Consider the following 23,287-nt stretch of genomic DNA (forward strand, 5'->3'; position numbering starts at 1 on the left):
GACGGACGCCCGAAGCCGTTCCCCGGCTCCGAGCCGCCGGTCCACTCGTTGCGCCGCTTCGTCTGTCCAGGCCGCGTGCCCGCCGAAGCGCGTGCAGACACCGGCGCCCCGGACCTTGAGCGGCGCTGTACCTCGCGGCTTCTAGTAGTGCTTGGTCAGGTTGGTGTTGGTGTGGGTATGCCGCGGTGGCAGGTGGGGCAGACGCCGGTCCATGTCGCGAGGAGGGTCTGTAGCTCGCGAACGATGCGGTAGAGGCTCAGGCCGGCGCCGTGTCTTTTGGGGCTCTGGCCAGTCGTTGCAAGGTGCAGAAGGCGTGCGCGACGGAGACGAGGGTGACGTGGTGGTGCCAGCCGTTGAAGGTGCGGCCCTCGAAGTGGGCCAGGCCCAGGGCCTGTTTCATCTCGCGGTAGTCGTGCTCGATGCGCCAGCGGAGCTTGGCCAGGCGGACCAGGGTGGTCAGCGGGGTGTCGGCGGGCAGGTCGGACAGCCAGAACTGGACGGGTTCGGCCTGGTCGGCGGGCCATTCGGCCAGGAGCCAGCACTCGGGCAGCTCCGGGCCGTCGGCCGCCTGGCGGACCTCGCGGCCGGCGGGCCGGATCCGCAGGGTCACGAACCGCGAGTAGATCCGCTTGAAGCCGCTGCGGCCGGTGCCGGGCCGGGAGCCCTCACGCCATTGCACCGGCTTCGCTGTTTTCCGGCCGGCCGCGATGACCAGCTGTTTCACCGACTGCGACTTGTCCGGGTACTTCGCCACCGGCCGGCGCCCGATCCCGGAGTACGGGTCAGCCACGGGCACCGCGTGGCCGGGCTGGGCCGAGAGGGTGGTGGAGATTCCCACGACGTAGTTCAGGCTCCGGGCCTGCAGGCCGTGCCGGAAGGCGGCCGCGTCTCCGTAACCGGCGTCCGCAATGGCCACCGGCACCTCGATGCCCCAGGAACGGGTCTCGTCGAGCATGTCGAGTGCGAGCTGCCATTTCTCCACGTGCCCGATGTCGTCGGGGATCTGGCAGGCGGTGCGTCGGGCGACCTTGTCGGGGTCTGCCTTCGGCGAGGCGGGGTCCCAGGTCTCGGGCTGGAACAGCCGCCAGTCGACCGCCGCCGAGGCGTGATCCGAGGCCAGGTGCAGCGAGACTCCCACCTGGCAGTTGGTGACCTTGCCCGCGGTGCCGGTGTACTGCCGCGACACACACGCCGAGGCATTGCCGTCTTTGAGGAAGCCGGTGTCATCGAAGACCAGCACGGTGGGCCGGATCGCCTTTTCCATCTTCCAGGCCAGCCGGGCCCGCACATGCGCCGGATCCCACGGGCTGGTGGTGATGAAGTGGGCCAGGGCCTGACGGTTCCCGTCCTCGCCCAGCCTGGCGGCCATCGGCTCGACCGACTTGCGCTGCCCGTCCGTGAGCAGGCCCCGCAGGTAAACCCGCCCCCACCGACGCTGATCCTTCCGCGCGAACGGCTCGAAAACCTCCGCCGCAAAGTCCTCCAACTCGCCACGTACAGATGCAATTTCCTCCGGCGTCACACGTCTAGAACGACACACCGAGCCCTTAGGACACGCAACGCCAGCCCCAACCTGACCAAGCCCTACTAGTGGTCCGTGTTCGGCTCCGGGGGCTGGACGTCGGCGCGTACGAGGTTCTGTTCCAGGCGTTCCAGGGTGGCGAGGGCGTCGGCACGCTCGTCGTCCGAGAGGCCCGTGGCCGAGATCTCCTCGAGCTGGCTCCAGACCCGCTCCACCTCCCGGCGCAGGGCGTGGCTGGCCGCCGTCGGTTCGATGAGTGAGGCGCGCTTGTCGGTGGGCGAGGGGCGGCGGCGGACGAAGCCGGCCTGTTCCAGGCGGCGGACCGTGCGGGTCATCGTGGCGGCGTCGGAGTCCATCAGGCGTACCAGGTCGATCTGGCGCTGGGGGCCGAGTTCCCAGAGGTGCATCATGACCAGCTCCTGGCCCGGGTGCAGGCCGATGCGGCGCAGTAGCTGTCCCGCGAACATGCGGTGCAGCCGGGCCAGCCGGAAGATCGCATGACTGATCGGTCCGCCGGCGGCCGCACCGGGGACCGGCACGGTGGCTTTTCCTTCCGTCGCTCCTGAACCCTGCCCGGCCTCGGATGTGGACTCGGCCATCTCATCCCCGCTCTCCTGTTTGGACAGGAGAACTCTACCTTCATCGAGGTTCATCAGGAGTGGTTCTGCCCGTCGAGCGATGCATAGGGACAGGTGGAGGGTGCTGCTCACCTCGCTTGCCAGGTCGCGGGACGCGGGTTTACTGTTCAGACAGGTAATTTACTTGTTCGGACAGTAAATGGCTGGCGCGGGCCACGGTGCGCCCGGCCCGCAGAGTGCCAAGCACCACTCATGCCAAGGGAGCGACCATGACCACTGCTTTCGATCCGATCGTCCTGGGCGGCACACGCCTCGCGAACCGAGTCGTGATGGCGCCGATGACGCGTAGCCGCGCCCACGGCCCGGGCGCGGAACCGACCGAGCTGATGGCGACCTACTACGCGCAGCGGGCCGGCGCCGGGCTGATCGTCACCGAGGGCGTCCAGCCCTCGCCCGTCGGCCAGGGCTACCCCGACACCCCAGGCCTGCACACGCCGGGCCAGGTACGGGCGTGGCGGACGGTGACCAGCGCCGTGCACCGCGAGGGAGGGGTGATCTTCGCGCAGCTGATGCACACCGGGCGGATCGGTCACCCCAGCCTGCTGCCCGACGGGCTGACGCCGGTGGGGCCCTCGGCGGTTGCCGCCCAGGGGCGGGTCTACACCCACCAGGGGCCGCAGGACTTCGTCACGCCGAAGGAGCTGAGCGAGGCGGAGATCCGGCAGACCATCGCCGACTTCGCGACCGCGGCGCAGCACGCCGTCGAGGCTGGATTCGACGGTGTGGAGATCCACGGCGCCAACGGCTATCTGATCCACCAGTTCCTCGCGGACAACACCAACCACCGCACTGACGGCTGGGGCGGCTCGGTCGAAGGTCGGATCCGCTTCGCCGTAGAGGTCGTCACGACCGTGGCCGAGGCGATCGGCGGCCGGCGGGTCGGTCTGCGGATCTCGCCCGGAAACCGCTACAACGACATCGTTGAGGACAATCCGGGCGAGGTCTACGGGGCCCTGCTGGACCGGCTCGCGGGTCTGGATCTCGCCTATCTGCACCTGATGGAGGGCCCCGACTCTGGACTGACCTCGCAGCTGCGCAAGGAATGGCCCGGCACGTTCGTCCTCAACCCGTTCACCCACCCCGACGTCACCGGCCTCGACGCGCTCGAGCTGATCGAGGACGGGAGCGCGGACATGGTGTCGTACGGGGCGCTGTTCCTCGCCAACCCCGACCTGCCCCGGCGTCTCGCTGACCGGGGTCCGTTCAACGCCCCGGACCAGGCCACCTTCTACGGCGGCGACCACCGCGGCTACACCGACTACCCCACCCTCACCGCTTGAGCGGCGGCTCCGTCAGCGGGGCCCTTACCTGGGAGTTCCTGATGTCCAAAGCGATCACCTTCTCCGAGTACGGCACGCCCGAGGTGCTGCGGCTGTCGCAGGTCACCGCGCCGGAGCCGGGTCCGGGCCAGGTCCGGATCCGAGTGCGGGCTGCCTCCGTGAACCCACTCGACATGAAGATCCGCTCCGGCCTGATGGCCGGGGCCATCCCGGCGCACTTCCCCGTAGTCCCCGGACTGGACGCGGCCGGCGTCGTGGACGCGGTCGGCGAGGGAGTAGACGCGGCCGTGGGCGACGAGGTCCTCGGCGCCACCGCGGGCGGCAGCTACAGCGAGTACGCGCTGCTGGAGCGGCCGGTCGTCAAGCCCGCAGCGCTGTCCTGGGAGGTCGCGGCATCGCTGGTGACCGTCGGCCGGACCGCGTTCCGTGTCCTCGCCCAGCTGGGCGTGCGCAAGGGGCAGACCCTGCTCGTCCACGGTGCCGGCGGCAGCGTCGGCGTCATCGCGGCGCAGCTGGCCGTCACCCGCGGCATCACCGTCATCACGACGGTTGGTGAGCACGACATCGAGCGGGTCACTGCCCTCGGAGCCACCGCCGTCCGCTACGGCGACGGCTGGGTGGAGCGGGTGAGGACCGCGGCGCCCCAGGGAGTCGACTTCGTCCTCGACGCCTCCGGCGCCGGTGTCCTCGCCGACTCCGTCGCCCTGACCGGCGACAGCGCACGCGTCATCACCATTGCCGACATGGCCGCCGCGCAGCACGGCGTCCGCTTCAGCGCCGGCAGCACCGACCAGGCCGAGGACGCCCTTCCGCAGCTGGTCGAGCTGGCCGCCGACGGCACGCTCACCCTGCCCATCTGGCGGACCTACCCGCTCGAGGAGGCCGCCACTGCGCACGCCGACCTGGAAGCCCACCGCAATCGGGGCAAGGCCGTCCTGCTGCCCTGACCCCCCATGCGCCCGCCTCGTGCTGCTCGCGCGGGCGAGGTGGCCCCGGGGCGCGACCCGAGGATGACCGACCGCGCCCCCGGGGCCGTGGTCGGTCATCCCGGGGCCGATCCATTCGCTTCGCCGAAGGCGCACCGCCTCGGGCCGCATCAGCCACCACTACGGTCGCCGGCCGGCAGAGCGGACCGCCCGATGCCCGGCTTGACCTACGACCGGCTCCTGCCCGGTTTGACCCACGACCGGCTCCTGCCCGGACCCGACACCTACACGCTCAACCCCGACTACACGCTCAACCCCGACGGCCGGGCCCTGCCGCCGGCACCGGAGACGCTTTGCCGGCGGCCCGAGCACCGTACGACCCGATCCCCACACCCGCAGATGGGAATGCCCATGTCCATACGCACCCTGCCCGAGTCCACCTTCGCCCGCACCGTCCTCGGCTCCGGCCCCGGTCTCGCGCTCGCCCACGGCGCCGGCAGCAGCGTGGCCGGCACCTACGGACCGATCCTGGAGGACCTGGCCGCCCGCCACACCGTCGTCGGCATCGACTACCCCGGCAGCGGGGACACCCCGCGCTCCACCACGCCCTTGTCGCTGGACGACCTGGCCGACCAGCTCGTCGCCGCCGCCGTCACCGAAGGCCTGGACACCTTCGCACTGTCCGGCTACTCCCTCGGCGGGCCCGTCGCCATCCGCGCGGCAGCCCGCCACCCCGAGCGCGTCACCGCCCTCGTGCTGACCGCGACCTTCCCCTACCGGGACAACCACCTCGCTCTCGCCCTGCCGATCTGGCGCAAGCTGGCCGAATCGGGCGACCGTGAAGTGTTGGCCGAGTACCTGACCATGATGGCCCTGGGCACCGACGCACTGGAGGCAATGCCGGCCGATCAGCTCCAGCAGGCGATCGGGTTCACTGCCGCCAGCGTCGCCGACGGCACCCCCGAGCACGCCGAGCTGGCCCCCCGGGCCGACGTCCGCGACGACCTGCCGCACATCAAGGCACCCACCCTGGTCATCTCCACCACCCAGGACCGGTTCACTTCCACCCGCTTGCACCGCCAACTCGCCGACACCATCCCCGGCGCCCAGCTCGTGGAGATCCACACCGGCCACCTGCCCATGGTGGAACGCCCCGAGGAATGGCAGGAGCTCATCACCACCTTCCTCGCTCAGCACAGCGCCTGAGCAACCCGCCGAGCCCCGGGCAGCGCCCGGGTACTCGGCCGCACCCCGCCACGCGCACGAGCAGCTCTCCCGCAGGAGGGCGGCGCGCGGCCGGCCGGAGCGGGTCGTCGTACGGCCGTTCCGGCCCGGCCCGCCCCGTTCCGGCCCGCCCTGTTCCGGCCCGGCCCGCCCCGCCCCGGCCCGGAGTGAGAGCAGGAAAGGGGCGAGGAGGCGATTCGGACGACCACATGCGGCTCATGCAGGCACCCGGGGGGTGGCACTCAGAAGTCTGGTTGCCGAGTTCCGGAGTCAGCTGCAGCAGGTCGTCTCCCGGGCGTACCCGTCACTTCTGGTGGGTGAGGGGCTGTTGAGGGGCAGCTGGAGGGGCGAACAGGGCCTGGACGGTTTCGCCGGCGAGGTCTCGCAGCCAGGTGTGGGCGCGGTCGTCGTCGTAGCGCTGGTGCCACAGCAGGTACAGGGGGACGTCGGGCAGCGGGAGCGGTGGTTGCAGGGTGACCAGGCCGAGTTGGTCCCGGGCCGCGCGGGTGACCGCGTCGGGAAGCGTGACGACCAGGTCGGTGTCGAGGGCGAGTTGCAGTGCGAAGGCAGCGGTGGGTCCGGCGGCGACGACGCGTCGTTCGAGGCCTCGCGTGGTCAGGGCGTCGTCGATCTGGTCGCGCAGGCGTCCGCGCCGCGAGACGCTGAGGTGTCCGGCGGCCGCGTAGCGCTCGAGGTTCAGCGGCCCTTCGGTGAGCGGGTGGCCCGGGCGGACGGCAACGACCAGGCGGTCCTTGCCGACGAGGCGGTGGCGGATGTCGGGGAGCGTCGGCGGACTGGAGCTTGATTCGAGGTCGACCTCGCCGCGGCGCAGCTCGGGGGTGTCCGTGCCGGGTTCGGCGGTCAGGCGTAGTTGGACGCCGGGGGCCTGACGGTGGATGGCGGTGATCAGAGCGGTACCGCAAGCGGCGGTCAGGGCGTCGTGCCAGCGCACGGTGAACACCCGATCCAGAGCCGCCAGGTCGAGTTCCTGCTGCGCGGACAGGAGTTGGTGGGCCTGCTGCACGAGGGCGTGGACCTGGGCGCGCATGGCCAGCGCGCGGGTGGTGGGGACCATGCTGCGGCCGGTGCGTACGAGGATCTGGTCACCGGTGGCCTTGCGGATGCGGCCCAGGGAGCGGCTCATCGCCGGTGCGGTGACGTGGAGTCGGGCGGCGGCGCCGGCGACGCTGCCCTCTTCCAGCAGGGCGTCCAGGGCGGTGAGCAGGTTCAAATCCAGTTGCATGAGAGTAACTCTATAAGTGACATACATGCACGTGTTGTTAATGATCGGGGGCGCAGCCATGCCTTCCGACGCCGGTACGGCGCTACGCTCCTGTCCGATGTGCCCGCATCGAAGCGGGCCGCCGGCGCCACGCTGCGCGAGCGCTACACCCTGCACGCCCGGGCGTGAGCTTGGACGAGGTCGTGGGCAAGATCCACGCCAATGAAGACGCGGTACTGAACGTCCTGCGCGAACCGCTGCTGTGCAGGCCCGGCCGGGATCGCAGGGGGCCGAGGACGAACTGGCCGGCGGCGTGCTCCCGTCCGGCGAGTGGTGGCTCGTCGACCCCGCCGAGGGCAACATCAACCACGTCCACGGCATGGAGGACTGGGCCGTCACCGCACGTCGCGGAGGAACTCGGGGTCAGTCAGCGATCGGTCCGGATGCTGCACGCCTGAACGCCGCTCCGCGTCAATACAGTTAGGCCAGGTGCTTCTTCGGCCGGGGTTCGGCGTCGAGGAGTGCCCACCAGGTGTGGCCGTCGTGGCTGGTGTGGGTGCCGCAGGCGTCGACGGTGCGCAGTACCGCCACCTCCGCCGGAACGGCTCCGGCGCCGTCCTGTCCGTCGGTCTGATGGTTGAGGACCATGACGAGGATCTTGGCGTCCTGATCGGCGAGGTGGACGCTGACGCGTTTCCCGCCGGCTGACACGGCCGTGTGGACCAGGCCGTGAACGGCTTTCAGGAAGTCGTGCTCGTCCAGCAGCGTGTAGTGCCACTCGGCGACGGCGAGCGCGGCTTGTCCTGCGGCCTTCTTCGCCGCCCACTGGTCCGCGTGGAAGGCCAGCACCCTCGCCCGCCGGCTGGTGACGATCAGCCGCGGCGGCACGCCGGTGAGCGACTTCGGTTTCGCCGCCGGCTGCGGCCGCGGCGGTTCCACGGGCTTCTTCTGCGGCGGCGGTGACTTCGGAGGAAAACTCGGCGGAACCTTCGGACCCTTGGCTTCCACAACCTCGCTCATACCCCACCACGCTACGCCGGTTGGCGCCGACCGCGTACAGCTATCGCCCCGTTGGCCTCGTCGGTGAATACCGAAAGCCGGGGCAGGCGCAACCCGAGGGTGTGAAGGCGGCGCGGGGGAGTCGGCCGAGACCCGGGCGGAAGCGGAGTGCCGGGAGGCGGCGCAGGCCGCCGCGCAAGAACCGCCGGACCGCGCGGCTGGCGTCGTGACAGCGGCCGAGAACGACGTACGGGCTCCGGGGGAGCGACTGGTGACGGTCCGTGCGCCGGGTGCGGGTGCGGGTGCGGGTGCAGGTGCGGGTGCGGGTGCGGGCGGTGGAGGCGGCCCGGAAGGTCGAGTAGCTCACCAACTCAGAGGGTGAACTCGCTCGATCTCGGTGACCGTGCCCGCGTTCTGGAGCTGCTGAAGGTGCACGCGGCCGCGCATTCCCCGATGCCGTCGATGGCCAAGGAGGTCCTCTTCCGTCTCCGCCTCATGCACCCCGAGATCACCATCGTCTGGGCCGACTCCGCTTACGCGGGCCAGCTTGTGACTTGAGCAAAGAAGTACCTGAACCTGACGATCAAGACAGTCAGCAGACCGGGGGCTCCTCCAGCTTCATCGTCCTGCCCCGCCGTTGGGTCGCCGAGCGGACCTGGTCCTGGATGCTGCGAGCCCGCAGATATGCACGCCGCTACGGACGACTCGTCCAGCACTCCGGAAACCTACATCGCCTCAACAGCCGTCACTCTCATGGCCCGCCGAACCGCCAGGAGACGCAAGGGCCCAGGGCGGTTTCCCATGCGCTGACCAAGCACCTAGACGTGCTGTGACCGGAACCCATGCCAGGACGGGGGCTACCGGGGGTGGTCTGGCGGGCGGATGATCGGGTCATGAGCCCGGCAATAGATCTGCAGGCAGAGTTCCGGACCGAGGCTGCAGTGGCGTTCTCGTTCCTACATGAGGAAGCGGGCTTCGCGCATCCAGAAGCGACGGAAGTCCTGCCCTTCAGCGGTACTGCACTGTTCTTCCGCGGCCCTGGACTGGACGTGGAAGTACAGCTCTACGGCGGCCGAGAACCGGAGGTCGTGACCAGCCTGGCCGTCGTCGGACCAGACGGCGTCAGGGGGCGGCGGGCTGAACTGGACGCGCTCTACGTCGCTGCCGGATGCGGGCCCGCCCAGGACGTTCCCGGTCAAGCCCCGAACCGACGGTCGACCCTCAAACGGATTGGCCAGCATGCCACGGCACTGCGCCAACTCATGTCGCACCTCTCGGCCCCTGACCTCAGCCAGTTGATCACCCGCCTCACCGAGCTGCCACGAGAAGAGTGACGTCAGGCTGTTTCCCTCGCAGAAGGTGACCTCTGGCTGCGTAGGTCAGAACCAGGAACGGTTGTCGGTAGGTTCCGAGAACGTCCGTGGGCCGGCAGCCCTGAAAGTGTCGGCGAGAAGGAGGAACAGGCTGGCGCCCTTGTCTCGCGGGCTGGGTGCCGGATCCCCGGACCGCCGGGTTCGTCCATGAGGAATGACCCCCTCATGGACAGAGTTGTTGATCTTGATGAGGTGGTTGCAGTGCTGGCTGGGCCGACGTGGACTTCATCGCCGGCCTCGACGACGCGGGTTCCCTCCCGGGCTCGAACATCGCCTCAGCGTCGGACTTCGAGGCCCGATTGAATCAGTGGGTCGCTCGTGTCCCTTCGGGGTCTGCGGCGATGCTCAGTGAGTGCTGGTCCGTCTCAGTTCAGCTGGCAGGCTGATGTTCGGCCCGGGCCCGGGTGGTGGTGAGGCGTCGCAACGAAGGTAGCCGGCTAGCTCGCGCTGACCTGCGAGGACTGGATTGGATGAGACGGTTGCCGGGCGGCGATTTCCCTGTGCGTGATCTCTGGCGAGCGAGCGAGCTTGGTTGTTTGCTGGGTCCGCGAGTTGGCCGCGCTTCTTCTCGAATTCAGTCGCACCGGGTTCTCCTGCCGCGAGACGATCACGGCGGCAGGAGCAGGAGGTAAGGAGCCCAAGTAACCGGCCAGACAGCGAAGATCGCGGCGCGCTGTGAGTGCGGCAGCGCGGCGGTGCGGCAGGTGAACCAGTTCATCAACCACGGTGAGTTGTGGTGGGATGCCGACCTCACTTGCGACAGCTGCGGCACCCATCTGTGCGAACACGCTGGGCAGGGGGCAGCTCCTGACGATGTGCGGGAGGCCCTGCTCGCGGCGCATGGCCCCGCCAGACTGCGGTTGGTCGAGCCGGTGTCGAGTCTCGTCCCGGCCCTGAAGGTCCTCCGCGAGGTCTCGGCTGTGTCGTTGTCGCAGGCCCGCGAGTTGGCCGAGAAGCTGAGCCACGACGGTGTGGTGGGCACGCTGTCGGAAATCGAGCTTCTGAAGACCCGGCTGCGACTCCGCGGGGTTCCAGTAGACATCGATAGGTAGCTCTTCAGCTGCTTCGGGCAGGCTCTGCCGCGTCGAGCTGATACCAGTCCTGGGTGAGCATCTAGGACCGGTGGTCCAGGAAGATCGCGGCGAGGCCGTTCGGCTGCTCTCGAACCGCGAAAGACTCGCCGAGAAGTTGGTAGAGCGTGATCACCGCTGCGGCGTCGGACTGCTTGGTGAGCGGGTGAGTCCAACCCCCTGGAGCGAGGTGGCGGACGATGAGGGGCCAGGTCAGGTCATGACCTCGGCCCAGACGGACCGAGGGAAAACGGTCGTCGAGGAGAAGGAGCCGTCGAGGCCGTGCCGGGCGGGCTCACCACGAACCGCGGTCAGCAGCGCCCGGTAGTGCTGGAGCACGTTGGTGTGAAAGGCCTGCTGGGTAGCGGCGTACTCGTCGAGGATGACATCGACGGCAGGGTCGACAGGGCCGACGCGTTCTTTGGCCCGACCCTCGATGGCCGTGCGTCCGTTGCGCGGCGGAGGAGTTGGTGAAGCGAGGGTTCTTGGAAGTCCCGGCGGATCGCCGCGAAGAGCGCGGTCGGGGTGCGGCTGTGGAACGGGACGTAGCGGTCGCTGCGGAGTTCGGGGTGAGTCAGCGGTCTGTGGAGCGCTACCGCAAGGGTGACCGGAAGACCGCGCCCAAGGCCATGGCGGACCGCATCGACGACACGGCCCTACGGGCCCCATGGCAGCCCGTGGTACGCGGCCGCCGCCGGAAACAGGCCGCCGGCACCGGGATCAGGGTGGAGACGCGGGCCCGGTTCGGCTGCACCGCACCGGCAGGCCCCGCCGATCGACGCCGCAGAGCTGACGTCCGCTACCGGTGACGTTCTGAACCCCTGGCCGAACGGCTGCGCTTCGACCTGGATACGGCCGCCTCTTCCACGGCCCCGTGAACCGATACGGACCGGTTCGTACTCGTGTTTCACGCTCGGGTGGCCCGGCGACGTCACCGCGAGCACCACCCACATCCACACGGTGCTGGACGTCCTGCCGCCGGAGAAGCACTCCTGGGCTTCGTTCACTGCTAGGAACCGCGTTTGTCGACCGGTTCGGAGGCAGTTGGTGATCAGCAGAGGTACGGATGTCGGGGCCGAGTTGGGGCACCGCCCCGCCTCAAGGCTCGGTGACGGTTGCTGGAGAGCCCGATGGCCTGAGCGATGCGGGCTTCGGCGAGAATGGCCAGATGGATCATCGTTTCGTCGGTATTCCGGAGCTGGCTGACGTTCCGCGCGTTGCGGTCGTCATCGATGTGATGCGGGCCTTCACCGTGGCTGCCTGGGCGTTCTCTCGCGGTGCCGAGAAGATCGTCCTGGCATCTTCCGACACTGAGGCACTGGCCCTGAAGGAGAGCCGCTCCGGTTGGCTGGCTCTGAAGGACGGTGCCCCGGCAGCGGGCTTCGACACGGTGAACTCACCCGGTCTGATCAGGACGCTCGATCTGACCGGTCGTACGGTGGTGCAGAAGACGACGGCCGGAACCGTCGGCGCGCTGGCTGTCGCGAGCGCGCCGCTGGTCTTGTGCGCGAGTTTCGTAGTGGCCGGCGCGACAGCGCGGTTCCTGAAGACTGACGGTTCCGGGCCGGTGACGTTCGTGGTCACCGGCGAGGACGGCCAGGCCGCTGAGGATCTGGCCTGCGCGGAATACATCAGTCAGCATGTTGCCGGAGGCGATGCCGAGGTGGCCCCGTACCTCCAACGCGCGAAGGCTTCCCAGGCAGCCGCCGACCTTGGCGAAGGAGTGCGACGCGGATACCAGGGTGTTCATCCCGATGATGTCGACCTGTGCCTGGAGGCGGACAGGTTCTCCTTCGCGATGGTCGCTCGCCAGGAAGACTCCCTGACCGTGCTGCGTCCCGTCGCACCGCCCGACGAGTCAGCCGAGACCCGCTGACCTGCTGCCACTGTTGGGGGCATCCCGCTGGGCCGGGCCGCTCAGGTCCGGCGCGGGTGGTGGCGAGGCGGTAGACACCTCACGGTGCCAAGCGGTCAAGCCGGGGCCGCGAGAGGCCGCTGTAGCCTTCTGGCTGTTCGATTTCAGACTCCGCGACTGCGTGAGCTTGGCTTGCAGATTCCCGATTTACGGGGCGTTACGGGGCGGTACGGGGCGGGTAACCAGCCGTGATGCGGTTTGGCGCTCGCCCGAATCTCGTGGTTCAGCTCTTTCGGGCCAACGGTTGCCCGGCGAAGCTCACCCCTTCCAGGCCATGGGCCATGAGGTTCCGAATGTTGCCGTGGTCAGTGTCGTTCGGCGTCGCCAGCACACTGCGATAGTGCTCACCGAACGCCAGCAGCGCTTCATGGTCGCTCAGCCCTTCCAGCAGGGCCAGCCCCAGCGTCTTGCAGGAACCCTCGTTCTCACCTGCGGCATTTTCCAGTTCCCCGTTGCGGAACGCCTGCGGCTGGTATGCGTAATGCGCGGTGATGAAGGCCAAGGTGTCGGCGAACTCGTGCTCACCTGACGCAAGGCTTGCCCGCAGCGAGTTCAGATCAGTCATGGTGGTTCCCCTGGGTTGAACAGACGAGCCGATTGCCGTCCGTGACCGGGGGACAATAGCTCCTTCAGGCCATCCGGTAGGAATCGGGCCACATGTCGGAACGAGCGGCGTCTCCGCAGGTCACGATGCGCGTCTGGCTGACCCGTCGAGAGCCGTTTCGGTCGGGGCGATCGATCTCGAGGGTGATGCTGATCAGCAGGCCGCTGCCGTTCCCGCCCTGTGCGGCAGGGCGGCTCGGTTGCGTTTGCCGCCTACGTGGAGGCCGTGACCACTGCCCCGGCGTCGGCGGCGTCGGCCGAGTGCTGCGGCGACGGGACCACCCCGCTCGGTGACCGACGAGTGATACATCGAAGCCCCGCGGCGAGGCGGTGGTGCAAGGCGCCACAGCACGCCAGAGCACGCCAGAGCACACCACAGCAGCGCGACCCCCATGGGTGAGGGTGGGTACCGGCCGTGCTCAGCGAGGCGGCTCGCCCGGGGCTATCCGGGGACGGCAGCGGGGTCGACACCGGTCAGGTCGCAGCTCGTGTCCCATAGCCGTGCCGCGAAGGAGGGGTCGGCAAGGTGGTTCCACACCCGTTCACGTCGTGGCTCGCCCCGCAGGCCGAAGACGCGCGGTCCCCACAGCTGGCCTCCACATACAGCCGGGTCGAGCACCGCCCGGACCGCGGGCCACGCCCCGGCATGCTTGCCTTGCACGAGGAGGGCCGCAGGTGCCGCCCTCAGCCGGGCGCCGGTGGTTCGCACATGGACCGGCGACCGTGACGGGGTGAGGGAGTCCAGCGCGCCGCCGGGATGGACCACCACGCTCGTCACTGTGCTGCCGGCAGCGCGCAGACGTCGGTCGAGTTCGACGCCGAAGTACATCTGGGCCAATTTGGAGCGTCCGTAGGTGCGCTTGGGCCGGTAGTCCTTCCGGGACTGCAGGTCGTCCAGGTCGAGCCGTTCGGACTTCGCCGCGAAGCTGCCCGTGGTCACGACGAGGGCCGCCGGCGCAGCCGACAGCAGCGGCATCAGCCACCGCGTCAAGGCGAAGTGCCCGAGGTGGTTCGTGCCGAACATGAGCTCGTGGCCGTCCTCGGTCTCCTTGCGCGGCGGGTCGTCGAGCGCGACTCCGGCGTTGTGGACTACCGCGTCGAGGCGTTCCACCCCTACTGATTCCACCGTTGTTTCGAGCGACGAGAGGTCGGCGAGGTCCAGCCGCACGGTCCGCACCCGTGCGCCGGGGACGCGTGCACGGATCGAGGCCTTGGCAGCTTCGGCCTTGGCCGGATTCCGGCTGCCGAGTACGACGGTGGCTCCGGTTGCCGACAGCTGCTCCGCGACGAAGTACCCGATGCCGGCGTTGCCGCCGGTGACCAGGAAGACGCTGCCATCGGCACGCGGCAGCCGTTGGACATCCCAAGGCGGGGCGGAGAATGCGGACGACATGGCCACGGGGCTCCCTTGCTGGTGAAGGCGGCTGCGTCTGTTCCTTCGGCAACCAGGCACCCACGGTTCCAGCGGCCACCGACACATCACCCATGGAGTGCCGACAGCCCCGCCAGGCGGCCGATATTCCGCCCACAGGGCGCGGGCCCGTGGTTGCGCTGTGCGGGTGAGCATTGCGTCGGCCGACCGGAGCGCTCAAAGGCCGACCGGGACACTCGCCGACTGGGACACTCAGGCACCCGAAGTCGCGAAACAAGCTGAGAGTTCGCCCACCTCAGGCCCGCCCCGCCTACGCCGGCCGGCCAGCTCGTCGACCGGGCGAGGACTTTCGGCTAACGGTCAAGCCTGTCAGCCGGCACAAGAACACCTCTGCGGCATGGCGCATGCACGTACGCCGCCACGCCCGCGCCTACGAATGGCTCGACAGACTCGGCTGACCGTTCGGTCTGTCAGGTGTCGTACTCGCCGTTCCACGGTGCCGAGAAGCCCAACCGATCCGGATGGAGCTCAGCCCAGTCGTGCTCGCCGTCCTCGTCGTCGGCACGGCACTCCGTGATGAGGCCGAAGACCACACCATCAACGGTGAGCCGGAACGGCTGGATCGCGATGTCGCAGTACTCACGCTCCGCGAGGCCGGAGAGGATGGCAACCAGCCGGGCTTCCGCGCGGGCAACCACGGAACGTTCGTCATACGGACGCTTCATCTGCTCTGCCCAAGTACCGGCGCACCAGATGTCGGACTCCAGGCGGTGCCCGTCGTGGTCGAACTTGTGCAGCACGACGAAGAGCCGCTTCTGCTCCTCCCAGCCGTCACCCATCACGAACCCGTCTGGGAACGCATAGGTGACCGTAGCCAGGAACTGGCCGCCGCTGAACCGGCCGATGGTGCTCGTTCGGTGGCCCGGCTCATGGGTGATGGGGATGATCTCAGGGACAGCCATGCCCGCACCTTAAACACCAGATGAGCCGTGCCTCTCACTGGGTCCGAGATCGGAACCAGGCACTTACCTTGTCGTTCAACCTCACGACCGTTCGCGCTTACTGTAGACGCGTGAACGACATCAACACCGAAACCCTTGGGTGGGACCTCATCGGCTGGGATGGCGACGAGCGAGCCGCTGGCGGATTCCTCCTATCCGTCTGAGCTTGGCGACCCGCCAGTGAGTCGGGGCTTCGTGCCGACTTCGTGGTGTGCGGGTCGGGTGCAGGATCCGCCGGTCGCCCAGGACGCGTTCGGCGTCGTACCGGGGAGCCGGTCGCCGGTTCTTCGAGCCAGGAGGCGGCCGGGGCCTGGCCGGGTGGGTATCGGCGCACTGGCTGGCGTGCGTGCCCGTCATCGCGTGCGGGTTCCTGAACCCGCGGCGGACCCGTGCGGGGGTGAGTCTGTTCGGTTCCGCCGGTCGCTCCCGGGGTCGGCGCAAGTCCCGCGTGAGGGGTCGGGCGAGGCGGAGTTGGGCGTGTGCGGCCGGAACGAGCCAGGTTCAGCGGTCGGCCGCGCCGGAGTCCCGGCGCTTGGCCGGGTCCACCCGAGGATCTGCTTGTGGAGCCGGCAGGTGTGCTCCACGTCGAAGCGGCGGAGGAACGCTTGCCGGCAGCGGTCGACATCCTTGGGCCGGCGCCGATGCCCGACCATCAAAGCCAAACGGGCCTTATGGCCACGCCGCTGGGTAGCCCCTCGATCGACCGTCAGGCGGACCACGGTGCACCCGGTGACCGGCAGCGGGCCCTCGTGGTCCAGCAGCCTCGCCGCCCAGCGCGTCAGCCGGAGATGGAGCCGGCTCCACGCCGGCGCGGGCGCCGTCCCGTACCGGTCGGTGTGGGTCAACGGTCACCCCGGTGACCTCACCCCAGCCCTCGGGCCGTCCGAAGACGAACTCACCGCCGTGCTTGGGCGAGCGTCCGTCCCTGCGGCGGCGGGAGGAGGTGGGCGATGTGGGGCGCGTCGCCGCCGGCATCGAGGACGGCCAAGATGTTCGGCGCCTCTGCCTGCCACTGGTCGGCTTCGACGAGGCGTTCGACAACGTCACGGACCTGGTCGGCGGAGACCACGGCCAGGTCCGCGCCGGGCTCCAGCCGCATTGCGTCCAGCAGGACCGTTCATGAGGTCCGGCCGGTCTCCAGCGCGGCGACCGACCGAGTCGGGCCAGCCGGGCACCACCTGGCCCTTCCCCAGGCGCCGGCCGAACATGTGGCAGAAGGAGCGATCAGAGCAGGTGTTTGCATCTGGCCGGAGCCACGGGGACACGTCCACGGCCAACACCAGACGGCCGTCGCTCGCCCGGGGCAACGGCAGACCCGCCAACGCACCACGTGGCCGGGCGAGTTCGATCCGGCCCCGGTTGGTCCCGGAGTACAAGGCGAGGTGCCCTCGTCGGTGTTCCGGCGCGGGCGGCAGGTCCACGAGGGTGCGGACCGGTCGGTCGGTGCACAGCTGCGCGTCAGACAAGTCGTACAGGACGTCCGCCCGCGACGTCAGGCGCGCGTACGGCTCCGAGCGGAACTCCGACACCGGCGCGAAGGCGTCTCGTTGGACTGGAATGGGGCCCGGGCTTCGAGCCTCGTTCGACGTCCGTGGTGGAACGACAAGCTCACCCGGCATGCGCTACCGGACCTCGGCGTGCCGGTCAGTCGAACGGTCGCGACTCTGCCTGCCCGTTGTGCGCTCCCCTGACCGCCTCACCTCCGTCGGCGAGCATCACCACCAGGTCCACCGTGACGCGGCCCGCGTCGTGCCCGGTCCCGTACGTCGTGCGTCCTGCGTCGAAGCCGGTGCAGAGCGTTATTGAAATCGCTGCCCAGCGTGGTGGCGCCGGCCGGATCCGCGAGCAGACGTGAGCCGGCGTGGTTGACCACCCCGTGCCCGGCGGCGCTGACAACGCACTGCGAAAAACTTGTTGGCCGGCATGGCTGGGCGATGCCACAGTCTGGCTGTGACCATGACCAGCGGTTATTCCGTACCTGTTTCGTTGCCCGACGGTCTCGCCCTGCGACAGGCGAGGCCCGCAGATCTCGACCAGATTGGCGCGCTCCTGTCCGAGCGTGGTGAGCCGGACGACGCCATCGACCACCGGCTGGTGGTCACCGACCCCGACGCGGGCTTGTCCGCCTGTGCCGTGGTCGTCGACGGCGACCGGGTCGTGTCCACCGCGACGCTCCTCGACGAGGAGGTGCGTATCGGAGGCGTCCGCCTCCCCGCCGGCCAGGTAGAACTGGTCGCCACCGAGAGCGAATACGAGGGACGCGGGCTCGTAAGGGCGCTCATGCGCTGGGCCCACGAGCGCTCTGCCGCCCGTGGCCACCTCGTCCAGGCGATGATCGGAATCCCGTACTTCTACCGGCTGTTCGGCTACGAGTACGCCATCGACATACCGCAGGCGCTGAACGTGAACGCCTTGCCGCCCGGCGATGCAACGGCCACGCTCCGCGCCGCCCGGCCCTCGGACATCCCCTCCATGGCTGCCCTGCAAGCCTCGGCGCAGAGCGGGTTCGATGTGACCATGCCGCACTCGGAGGCGTGCTGGCGATGGCTCCTGGACCACGAGGCGAGCAACCTCTGGGTTCTCGAGCACGCCGACACGGTCATTGCCACCGCGCGCACCACGCCTCCCGGTGAGGAGATGCTCCTGGCCGAGGCGGCGGCGCGCGACGAGGCGGCGGCACGGGACCTCCTGAGGGGCGTTGCAGCCCTGGCACCCGGCGACCCGATACGGATCGTCCATCGGGCAGGCACCGTGACGGGCAACGCGTGGCAGGAGTTCATCGACCACGAACCGCACCGGAACGCAGAGCAGTACTACATCCGCATCCCGGATGTCGCAGCGCTTCTCGACAGGCTGCGTCCGCTGTTCTGGCAGCGCCTCGCCGCGGCCGGTATCGACCGCACCGGCCGAGACATCGTCATCTCCACCTTTGGTGCCCACTACCGGATTCCCGTTCTCGCCGACGGGCTCGGTGAGATCGTCACCGGCGGACCGATACAGTCGCCGGGAGCCGTGAAAGGCGCCGGTGTGGCGCCCGACCATCTGGCCGCCCTGCTGTTCGGCCCGCACGGAATCGAGGGGCTGACCCGGATCCGCCCCGACGTCTACTCCGCAGACGAGGAGCTGTTCCGGGTGCTTTTCCCTCCGCTCACTGCCGACGTGCTCAGCTACTACCTCCCTTACTAGTGACCTGAGTCCGAGATTCGGTGGCCGTAGGCGTCGGCTTTGTCGTGGATCTGCGCCAGACCGGGCACCTCGGCGGGGTGGGCGGTGGCGGGATCACCATCAGGTGATCGACGCGATCGCGTTCAAGTACCGCACCGGGACGCCGTGGATGGGCTTGCCCGAGTGCTTCGGTTCGTGGAAGGACGCCCACGGCCGGCTACGAATGTGGGCGATCGACGGCACGTGGCAGCGGGTCTTCGTCGCTTTGCCTGCCCGGGGCGACGTCGAGGCTTCGCTGAGGTCGTGCCAAGGCGCCACCGGTCGGAGGCCAGGCCCGCCTGACGTGCCCTGGCGGTGGCACCCTCGGCGAAGAACGGGGCCCGGTCCTGGCAGACCACCTCGATCCCCGGCCGTTTCGCCGGCCAGGCTGCTTGGCTGGCTGCTTCCCGGCCGGGGAGCAGGTCGACTTGGCGACGGGTCTCGATGTCGACCAGGACGGTTTCGGCAGCGCGTCGACCAGGTGCAGGACCGTGCTCCGGCCGACGCCGACGCCGAGCACCTGGGCCATGCGGGAGCCGGCCCGGCCGGACAGTGCCGGTCCGATGTCGGCCGGCGTCGAGCGAAGCCGTTCCGTCCGCTGGCCCTGGTGACGCGTCAGCCCCGGAACCTCCTCGACTGACGTCCACCGCCCACAGGAAGCATTCGGCAGGTGAACCGTCGGACTCCCAACCGGAGAACCACCACCTTGCAGGTAGGGGCCGTGAACACGATCCGACCACGATCCGACCACGATCCGACCACGATCCGACCACGTGCGCGCTATGGGAGGGTCCCGCGATGCGTACGAGGGCATTCGTGTCGGCCCGGAGGCCGCCAGGGGCGATGTCGTGGGCCCGGGAGTACTCGGGATGGGCGCGCAGCAGCTCAGCAGCTCAGCAGCTCAGCAGTTTCTGCCTGGCGCGCGCGTCAGTAAAAGGGGGTGATCGCGGTGCTGTTGGCCATCAGGGTTCCTGATCGGCAGGTGTCGTCAGGGCGGTGGCCGGCCGGAGTCGGACGGGCAGGACCTGGTGGCCGTTGCTGATCAGTGAGCCCAGCGGCCGGAGCTGATCGGCGGAGACGGCGAGTTCGAGCTGCGGGAAGCGGCCGAACAGCAGCCGCAGGCTCACGGCGACCTCCAGGCGGGCGAGCGGCGCCCCGAGGCAGAAGTGGACACCGTGCCCGAACGCCAGGTGGTCCTTGCTGACGCGGTTGATGTCGAAGGTGTCGGCGGTTTCGCCGTGCCAGTCCGGATGGCGGTTGGCGGCGGCGTAGGAGGCGAGGATCGCCTCTCCCCGGGCGATGGTCTGTCCGTCGGGCAGCGTGATGTCGGTGACGGCGAAGCGCATCGGGAGGTGCTTGACGGCCGGCTCCAGGCGCAGGGTCTCCTCGACGACGTCGTTCCAGTCGGCGTCGCCGGCGCGGATGCGGCCGAGCTGCTCGGGGTGGGTCAGCAACAGGATGACGGCCTGGTCGATGACGTTGACGGTGGTCTCGTATCCGGCGCTGATCATCAACAGGAGGGTGTCGCGAAGTTCGGCGTCGGACAGGCCGCGCCCGTCCCCGCCCCCCTCCCCGTCGTCATCGCGGGCGGCGATGAGGAGGGAGGTCATGTCATCGCCGGGCTCGGTGTGCTTGGCGGCGATGAGCCCGTCGAGGGCGTCGTAGAGGCGGGCGGTGTTGGCGGCCTGCTCGTCGGAGCTCAACGTGGTGTCGAAGACGCCGTCGACGAGGGTGCGGAAGACGCTGCGCTGGTCTGCCGGTACGCCCATGAGGTGGCCGATGACGGCGATCGGGAGCGGGTAGGCGAGGTGCTCGCGCAGATCGGCGGTCTCCCCGGCGGGCAGGGCGTCGAGGCCGTCGAGGATGGCCGTGACGACCGTTTCGACGACGTGGGTGAGGCCGGCGATGCGGCGTGCGGAGAAAGCCGGTGCGATCATCCGGCGCAGCCGCCGGTGGTCGGAGCCGTACGCGGTGAACATGTTGCTCACGCCCACCCACAGAGCGAGCGGCCATGTCTGTATGACCTCGCCGAACGCCGGCCAGTGGGCACGGGCGTCCTTGGACACGTCGGGGCTGGTCAGCAGGTTCTTCAACAGGGCCGGGTCAGTGACGGACCAGGCGGACACGCCGAGGACGTCGACGCGGACCGCGGATCCGTGGCCGCGCAGTTGCTCGTGCTCGCCGTGGTGGTCGGCGCCGGTGGGGTCGAGGACGATCGGAGCGGTGGACTGCGGTGCCATCAGGACTCCTTCAGGCTGCGATGGGGGCGGGGAAGAGGACCGGAAGGGTGGGTCGGGGCGCAGTGGAACGGGCCCGGGCGCCACGCTAGGGCATCAGGAGGGCAGGCGAGGTCCTTCTCGGACAGGGCATCGAACAGGTGGGTGGTGACGGCCGTCCCGGCGATGAGGGAGACGTGCGAGCGCGCGGGGCAGGCGTGCGGGGCATGCGTGCGGCGTAGGCGTGCGGGTAGGCGTGCGGGGCAGGTGTGCGGGGCAGGTGTGCAGTCCGGTGCTCCACGACAGGTGGGCCCGGTCTCCGGAGCTGCCTGTCTCGCCGAGCCCGGGATGGTTGTTGCACGCCTTCATGGAGATGACGACCGGCTAACGGGCGGGCAGCACGACTCCGTCGATGTTGACGGGCCGGGGTGGGGAGGAGACGCAGTAGTTGGCCAGTAGCGGGTCACTCCAGAGACCGTGTCAGCGGCTTCCCTACGGAGGCCCCGCCGGCGTGGACGTCCGCGGAAAACTCCACGTCGGTGAGGAGCTCGAAGACCGCGTTGGTGATCAGGTTGGTCGGAGGCTCGATTCCTGCCCCGCACAGCGTGGCGAGCTGCTGTGCCCGCTCAGCATCGTCAAGACGCGCGGACTGCATGCGGACTGCATGACGAGCCGGGAAGTGACGTCGTGGCCGGGCAGCTGCCGACGCAGGTTCGCACCCACCACCATGGATACCCGACCGTTCCGGTCGGCTCCTTGGCCCATCCGGAGGATGAGGGGGGACACGATCGGCAGGATCGTGCCCACCGTCTTCTGCGGAGGCTGAGTGGCCCGGTCCCGGCGGCTCACATTCGGGGCCCGCCCCCGCCACCACCCTGAGCGGGGGCCTGGAGACGGCGTGGCGTCGGCCGGCGCGGGCACGTCTGGCCGAGGTCCGGTCGCACTGCGGGCCGTCTTGTGCGGAGGGAAGCGGGCCGGCCTCCCTGCGACGGCGTACCGGTGGCCGCCGCAGGGATCGAAGGGGGCCTCGCGGCACCGGTCGTACACGACGAATTGCTCGCGCGGGCAGCACAGGGCGGGTCAGACCCCGCACAGTTGGGTTCCTGCATCGGGATCGGTACGAGGCTGTGGTGGGTCGTGCATGCCGATGGCTGCTCAGGCGGCGCCGCGGACACGGACGGGCCCGATCCACACTTCCGCTCGCGAAGAACTGCTGACGCTGCAACGGACCGTAGCCGGAGAGCTCGGCGCCCCATCGCACAGGAGTCCGGGGCGTCCCATCGCAGAGTGGGACCCCCACGACCTGGAAGTGCACCCCGCGGCCGTCGGTGCGGCGGCCGGGGCGGTCTCGGAGCGGCCCTGCCCAGCCATGTGCGGCGCGGCCACGACCGGGCGACGGGCTCGATGCCCGGCCGTGACGACGAATTAGGGTGTGCCCATGGATCTTCAAGGCGAGCTCGTCACCCACCCCTACGCCGCGTACCAGCGCTTGCGTGATGCTGCGCCAGTTCAGCGCATCGCCGGGCCCGGTGGCGAGCCCGCATGGCTCGTCACTCGGTACGACGACGTTCGCTCAGCCCTCGCGGATCCACGGCTGTCCCTCAACAAGGCCAATGCGGTGGAGGGCGCGTACCGCGGCTTGTCACTACCGCCGGCCCTGGACGCCAACCTCTTGAACATGGATCCCCCCGACCACACCCGCCTGCGCAAGCTCGTGGGCCGCGCGTTCACGCCTCGCCGCGTGGAAGAGCTCCGGACCCCGATCCGACGCACCGCGGACGACTTGCTCGACGCCCTCGGCACGCACGGTCGGACCGACCTGATCGCGGCCTACGCGGCGCCACTGCCGATCACCGTCATCTGCGACCTCCTCGGAGTCCCGGACGGACATCGCACGGACTTTCGCGGCTGGACCAACGAGCTGATCGCACCGGACCCCAGTCGCCCCCAGGCGGCCAAGCAAGCGATCGGCGCCATGCTCGCCTTCTTCACCGAGCTCATCGCCCACAAGCGCCGGCACCCCGCCGACGACTTGCTGTCCGACCTGATCACGGTTCGCGACACCGACGGCGACCGCCTCAGCGAGGACGAACTGACCTCGCTCGCCTTCTTGATCCTCGGCGCCGGATACGAGAACACCGTCCAACTCATCGGCAACGCGGTCCATGCCCTCCTGACCCATCCCGAGCTCTTGGCACGCCTTCGCCTGGACCCGTCGAAGCTCCCTGATGCCGTGGAGGAACTGGCTCGCTACGAAGGCCCCGCGCTGCTGTCGATCCGCCGTTTCCCGACCGAGGACGTGACCATCAGCGGGGTAACCATCCCTGCAGGAGAAACTGTTCTGCTGTCGCTGTCCGCGGCCAACCGCGATCCCGCCCGCTTCCCCCACCCCGAGCAGCTCGACGTCGACCGCGACACCTCCGGACATCTGGCACTGGGCTACGGAATCCACTACTGCCTGGGCGCCCCGCTGGCCCGCGCTGAGACCGAGATCGCCCTGGCCGCACTCCTCGAGCGATTCAGCAGCCTGGCCCTGACCGAGACCGAACCCCAGTGGCGAACCTCTTTGCGGGCCCGCGGCCTCGCGGCGCTTCCCGTGGAGTACAAGGCGGTCGTACCTGCCGTACCTGCCGTACGCGCCGCACGTCCGCTTGCGTGAGAACGCCACAGTGAGGCTGTGGGGCCTCCGGCGTACGGGGCGAGGCACGTAACCATCGGGCCG

Annotated in this window: 22 protein-coding genes and 2 pseudogenes; 12 read left to right on the forward strand and 12 right to left on the reverse strand. The window is 69.4% G+C overall.

The features are described from left to right. Positions 1-256: 256 nt before the first annotated feature. On the reverse strand, positions 257-1,522 hold the full coding sequence (locus OG594_RS22680) for an IS701 family transposase (RefSeq protein ID WP_266601835.1): 1,266 nt from the start codon (positions 1,520-1,522) through the stop codon (positions 257-259). Between the two features lie 65 nt (positions 1,523-1,587). Continuing rightward, the gene (locus tag OG594_RS22685; protein ID WP_266601837.1) at positions 1,588-2,121 is read right to left on the reverse strand and encodes a MarR family winged helix-turn-helix transcriptional regulator; all 534 of its coding nucleotides are present in this window, start codon (positions 2,119-2,121) and stop codon (positions 1,588-1,590) included. 248 nt (positions 2,122-2,369) lie between these two features. On the opposite strand from OG594_RS22685, the gene OG594_RS22690 reads away from it, so the two are divergent. The 3 genes from OG594_RS22690 (at position 2,370) to OG594_RS22700 (ending at position 5,572) form a co-directional block, all read left to right on the forward strand. Further along, positions 2,370-3,440: an alkene reductase gene (locus tag OG594_RS22690; protein WP_266601839.1), complete on the forward strand. Its 1,071-nt coding sequence runs from the start codon at positions 2,370-2,372 to the stop codon at positions 3,438-3,440. Positions 3,441-3,481: 41 nt separating this feature from the next. Further along, positions 3,482-4,387, forward strand: a complete 906-nt coding sequence (locus OG594_RS22695; RefSeq protein WP_266601841.1) for an NADP-dependent oxidoreductase — start codon at positions 3,482-3,484, stop codon at positions 4,385-4,387. A 192-nt stretch (positions 4,388-4,579) separates the two neighbouring features. After that, complete coding sequence (locus tag OG594_RS22700; protein WP_323185275.1) at positions 4,580-5,572, forward strand: alpha/beta hydrolase; 993 nt, start codon at positions 4,580-4,582, stop codon at positions 5,570-5,572. 322 nt (positions 5,573-5,894) lie between these two features. Here OG594_RS22700 and OG594_RS22705 read toward each other — a convergent pair whose 3' ends face one another. Together OG594_RS22705 and OG594_RS22710 are read right to left on the reverse strand one after the other, a co-directional pair. Next, positions 5,895-6,833: a LysR family transcriptional regulator gene (locus tag OG594_RS22705; protein WP_266601843.1), complete on the reverse strand. Its 939-nt coding sequence runs from the start codon at positions 6,831-6,833 to the stop codon at positions 5,895-5,897. Positions 6,834-7,292: 459 nt separating this feature from the next. Beyond that, positions 7,293-7,832 carry a hypothetical protein gene (locus tag OG594_RS22710; RefSeq protein WP_266601845.1) on the reverse strand — a complete coding sequence of 180 codons (540 nt, stop codon included), beginning with the start codon at positions 7,830-7,832 and terminating at the stop codon, positions 7,293-7,295. Between the two features lie 357 nt (positions 7,833-8,189). Here OG594_RS22710 and OG594_RS22715 point away from each other — a divergent pair, with 357 nt between their 5' ends. From OG594_RS22715 to OG594_RS22730, 4 genes and pseudogenes are all read left to right on the forward strand, one after another. Then, positions 8,190-8,369, forward strand: coding sequence for a hypothetical protein (locus OG594_RS22715; protein WP_266601847.1), 180 nt, complete (start codon positions 8,190-8,192; stop codon positions 8,367-8,369). Between the two features lie 35 nt (positions 8,370-8,404). Then, a pseudogene (locus OG594_RS22720) lies at positions 8,405-8,494 on the forward strand (IS5/IS1182 family transposase); the annotation flags it as partial. Positions 8,495-8,704: 210 nt separating this feature from the next. After that, positions 8,705-9,145 (forward strand): hypothetical protein, encoded by a 441-nt coding sequence (locus OG594_RS22725; RefSeq protein WP_266601849.1) that lies wholly within the window; start codon positions 8,705-8,707, stop codon positions 9,143-9,145. 743 nt (positions 9,146-9,888) lie between these two features. Then, positions 9,889-10,236, forward strand: a complete 348-nt coding sequence (locus tag OG594_RS22730) for a hypothetical protein (RefSeq protein ID WP_266601851.1) — start codon at positions 9,889-9,891, stop codon at positions 10,234-10,236. Positions 10,237-10,467: 231 nt separating this feature from the next. Here OG594_RS22730 and OG594_RS22735 read toward each other — a convergent pair whose 3' ends face one another. Next, entirely contained in the window at positions 10,468-10,593 is a 126-nt protein-coding gene (locus tag OG594_RS22735; RefSeq protein WP_266601853.1) for a hypothetical protein, read from the reverse strand. 209 nt (positions 10,594-10,802) lie between these two features. On the opposite strand from OG594_RS22735, the pseudogene OG594_RS22740 reads away from it, so the two are divergent. Both OG594_RS22740 and OG594_RS22745 read left to right on the forward strand, forming a co-directional pair. Continuing rightward, a pseudogene (locus OG594_RS22740) lies at positions 10,803-11,021 on the forward strand (XRE family transcriptional regulator); the annotation flags it as partial. A gap of 401 nt (positions 11,022-11,422) precedes the next feature. Next, positions 11,423-12,130 (forward strand): 2-phosphosulfolactate phosphatase, encoded by a 708-nt coding sequence (locus OG594_RS22745; RefSeq protein WP_266601855.1) that lies wholly within the window; start codon positions 11,423-11,425, stop codon positions 12,128-12,130. 262 nt (positions 12,131-12,392) lie between these two features. Here the strand turns inward: OG594_RS22745 and OG594_RS22750 are convergent, their stop codons facing one another. The 5 genes from OG594_RS22750 to OG594_RS22770 all read right to left on the reverse strand — a co-directional run bounded on the left by OG594_RS22750 (position 12,393) and on the right by OG594_RS22770 (position 16,764). Then, a complete protein-coding gene (locus OG594_RS22750) occupies positions 12,393-12,734 on the reverse strand; it encodes a HopJ type III effector protein (RefSeq protein ID WP_266601857.1) in 342 nt (113 codons plus the stop codon). Between the two features lie 480 nt (positions 12,735-13,214). Then, a complete protein-coding gene (locus OG594_RS22755; RefSeq protein WP_266601859.1) occupies positions 13,215-14,165 on the reverse strand; it encodes an SDR family NAD(P)-dependent oxidoreductase in 951 nt (316 codons plus the stop codon). Positions 14,166-14,614: 449 nt separating this feature from the next. Then, positions 14,615-15,106, reverse strand: coding sequence for a hypothetical protein (locus OG594_RS22760; RefSeq protein WP_266601861.1), 492 nt, complete (start codon positions 15,104-15,106; stop codon positions 14,615-14,617). 934 nt (positions 15,107-16,040) lie between these two features. Next, positions 16,041-16,244 carry a hypothetical protein gene (locus OG594_RS22765; RefSeq protein ID WP_266603172.1) on the reverse strand — a complete coding sequence of 68 codons (204 nt, stop codon included), beginning with the start codon at positions 16,242-16,244 and terminating at the stop codon, positions 16,041-16,043. Continuing rightward, on the reverse strand, positions 16,189-16,764 hold the full coding sequence (locus tag OG594_RS22770) for a transposase (RefSeq protein WP_266601863.1): 576 nt from the start codon (positions 16,762-16,764) through the stop codon (positions 16,189-16,191). Before OG594_RS22770 ends, OG594_RS22765 begins: the two co-directional genes overlap by 56 nt. 292 nt (positions 16,765-17,056) lie before the next feature. On the opposite strand from OG594_RS22770, the gene OG594_RS22775 reads away from it, so the two are divergent. Together OG594_RS22775 and OG594_RS47390 are read left to right on the forward strand one after the other, a co-directional pair. Then, positions 17,057-18,331, forward strand: coding sequence for a GNAT family N-acetyltransferase (locus OG594_RS22775; protein WP_266601865.1), 1,275 nt, complete (start codon positions 17,057-17,059; stop codon positions 18,329-18,331). Between the two features lie 4 nt (positions 18,332-18,335). Then, positions 18,336-18,989 (forward strand): transposase, encoded by a 654-nt coding sequence (locus tag OG594_RS47390; protein WP_353962636.1) that lies wholly within the window; start codon positions 18,336-18,338, stop codon positions 18,987-18,989. A 322-nt stretch (positions 18,990-19,311) separates the two neighbouring features. Here the strand turns inward: OG594_RS47390 and OG594_RS22780 are convergent, their stop codons facing one another. Together OG594_RS22780 and OG594_RS22785 are read right to left on the reverse strand one after the other, a co-directional pair. Further along, positions 19,312-20,589, reverse strand: a complete 1,278-nt coding sequence (locus OG594_RS22780) for a cytochrome P450 (protein ID WP_266601867.1) — start codon at positions 20,587-20,589, stop codon at positions 19,312-19,314. A gap of 439 nt (positions 20,590-21,028) precedes the next feature. Further along, a complete protein-coding gene (locus OG594_RS22785) occupies positions 21,029-21,220 on the reverse strand; it encodes a hypothetical protein (protein WP_266601869.1) in 192 nt (63 codons plus the stop codon). A gap of 783 nt (positions 21,221-22,003) precedes the next feature. On the opposite strand from OG594_RS22785, the gene OG594_RS22790 reads away from it, so the two are divergent. Next, entirely contained in the window at positions 22,004-23,224 is a 1,221-nt protein-coding gene (locus OG594_RS22790; protein ID WP_266601871.1) for a cytochrome P450, read from the forward strand. Positions 23,225-23,287 lie beyond the last annotated feature (63 nt).

The sequence above is a fragment of the Streptomyces sp. NBC_01214 genome (assembly GCF_026340975.1).
GTDB lineage: Bacteria > Actinomycetota > Actinomycetes > Streptomycetales > Streptomycetaceae > Streptomyces.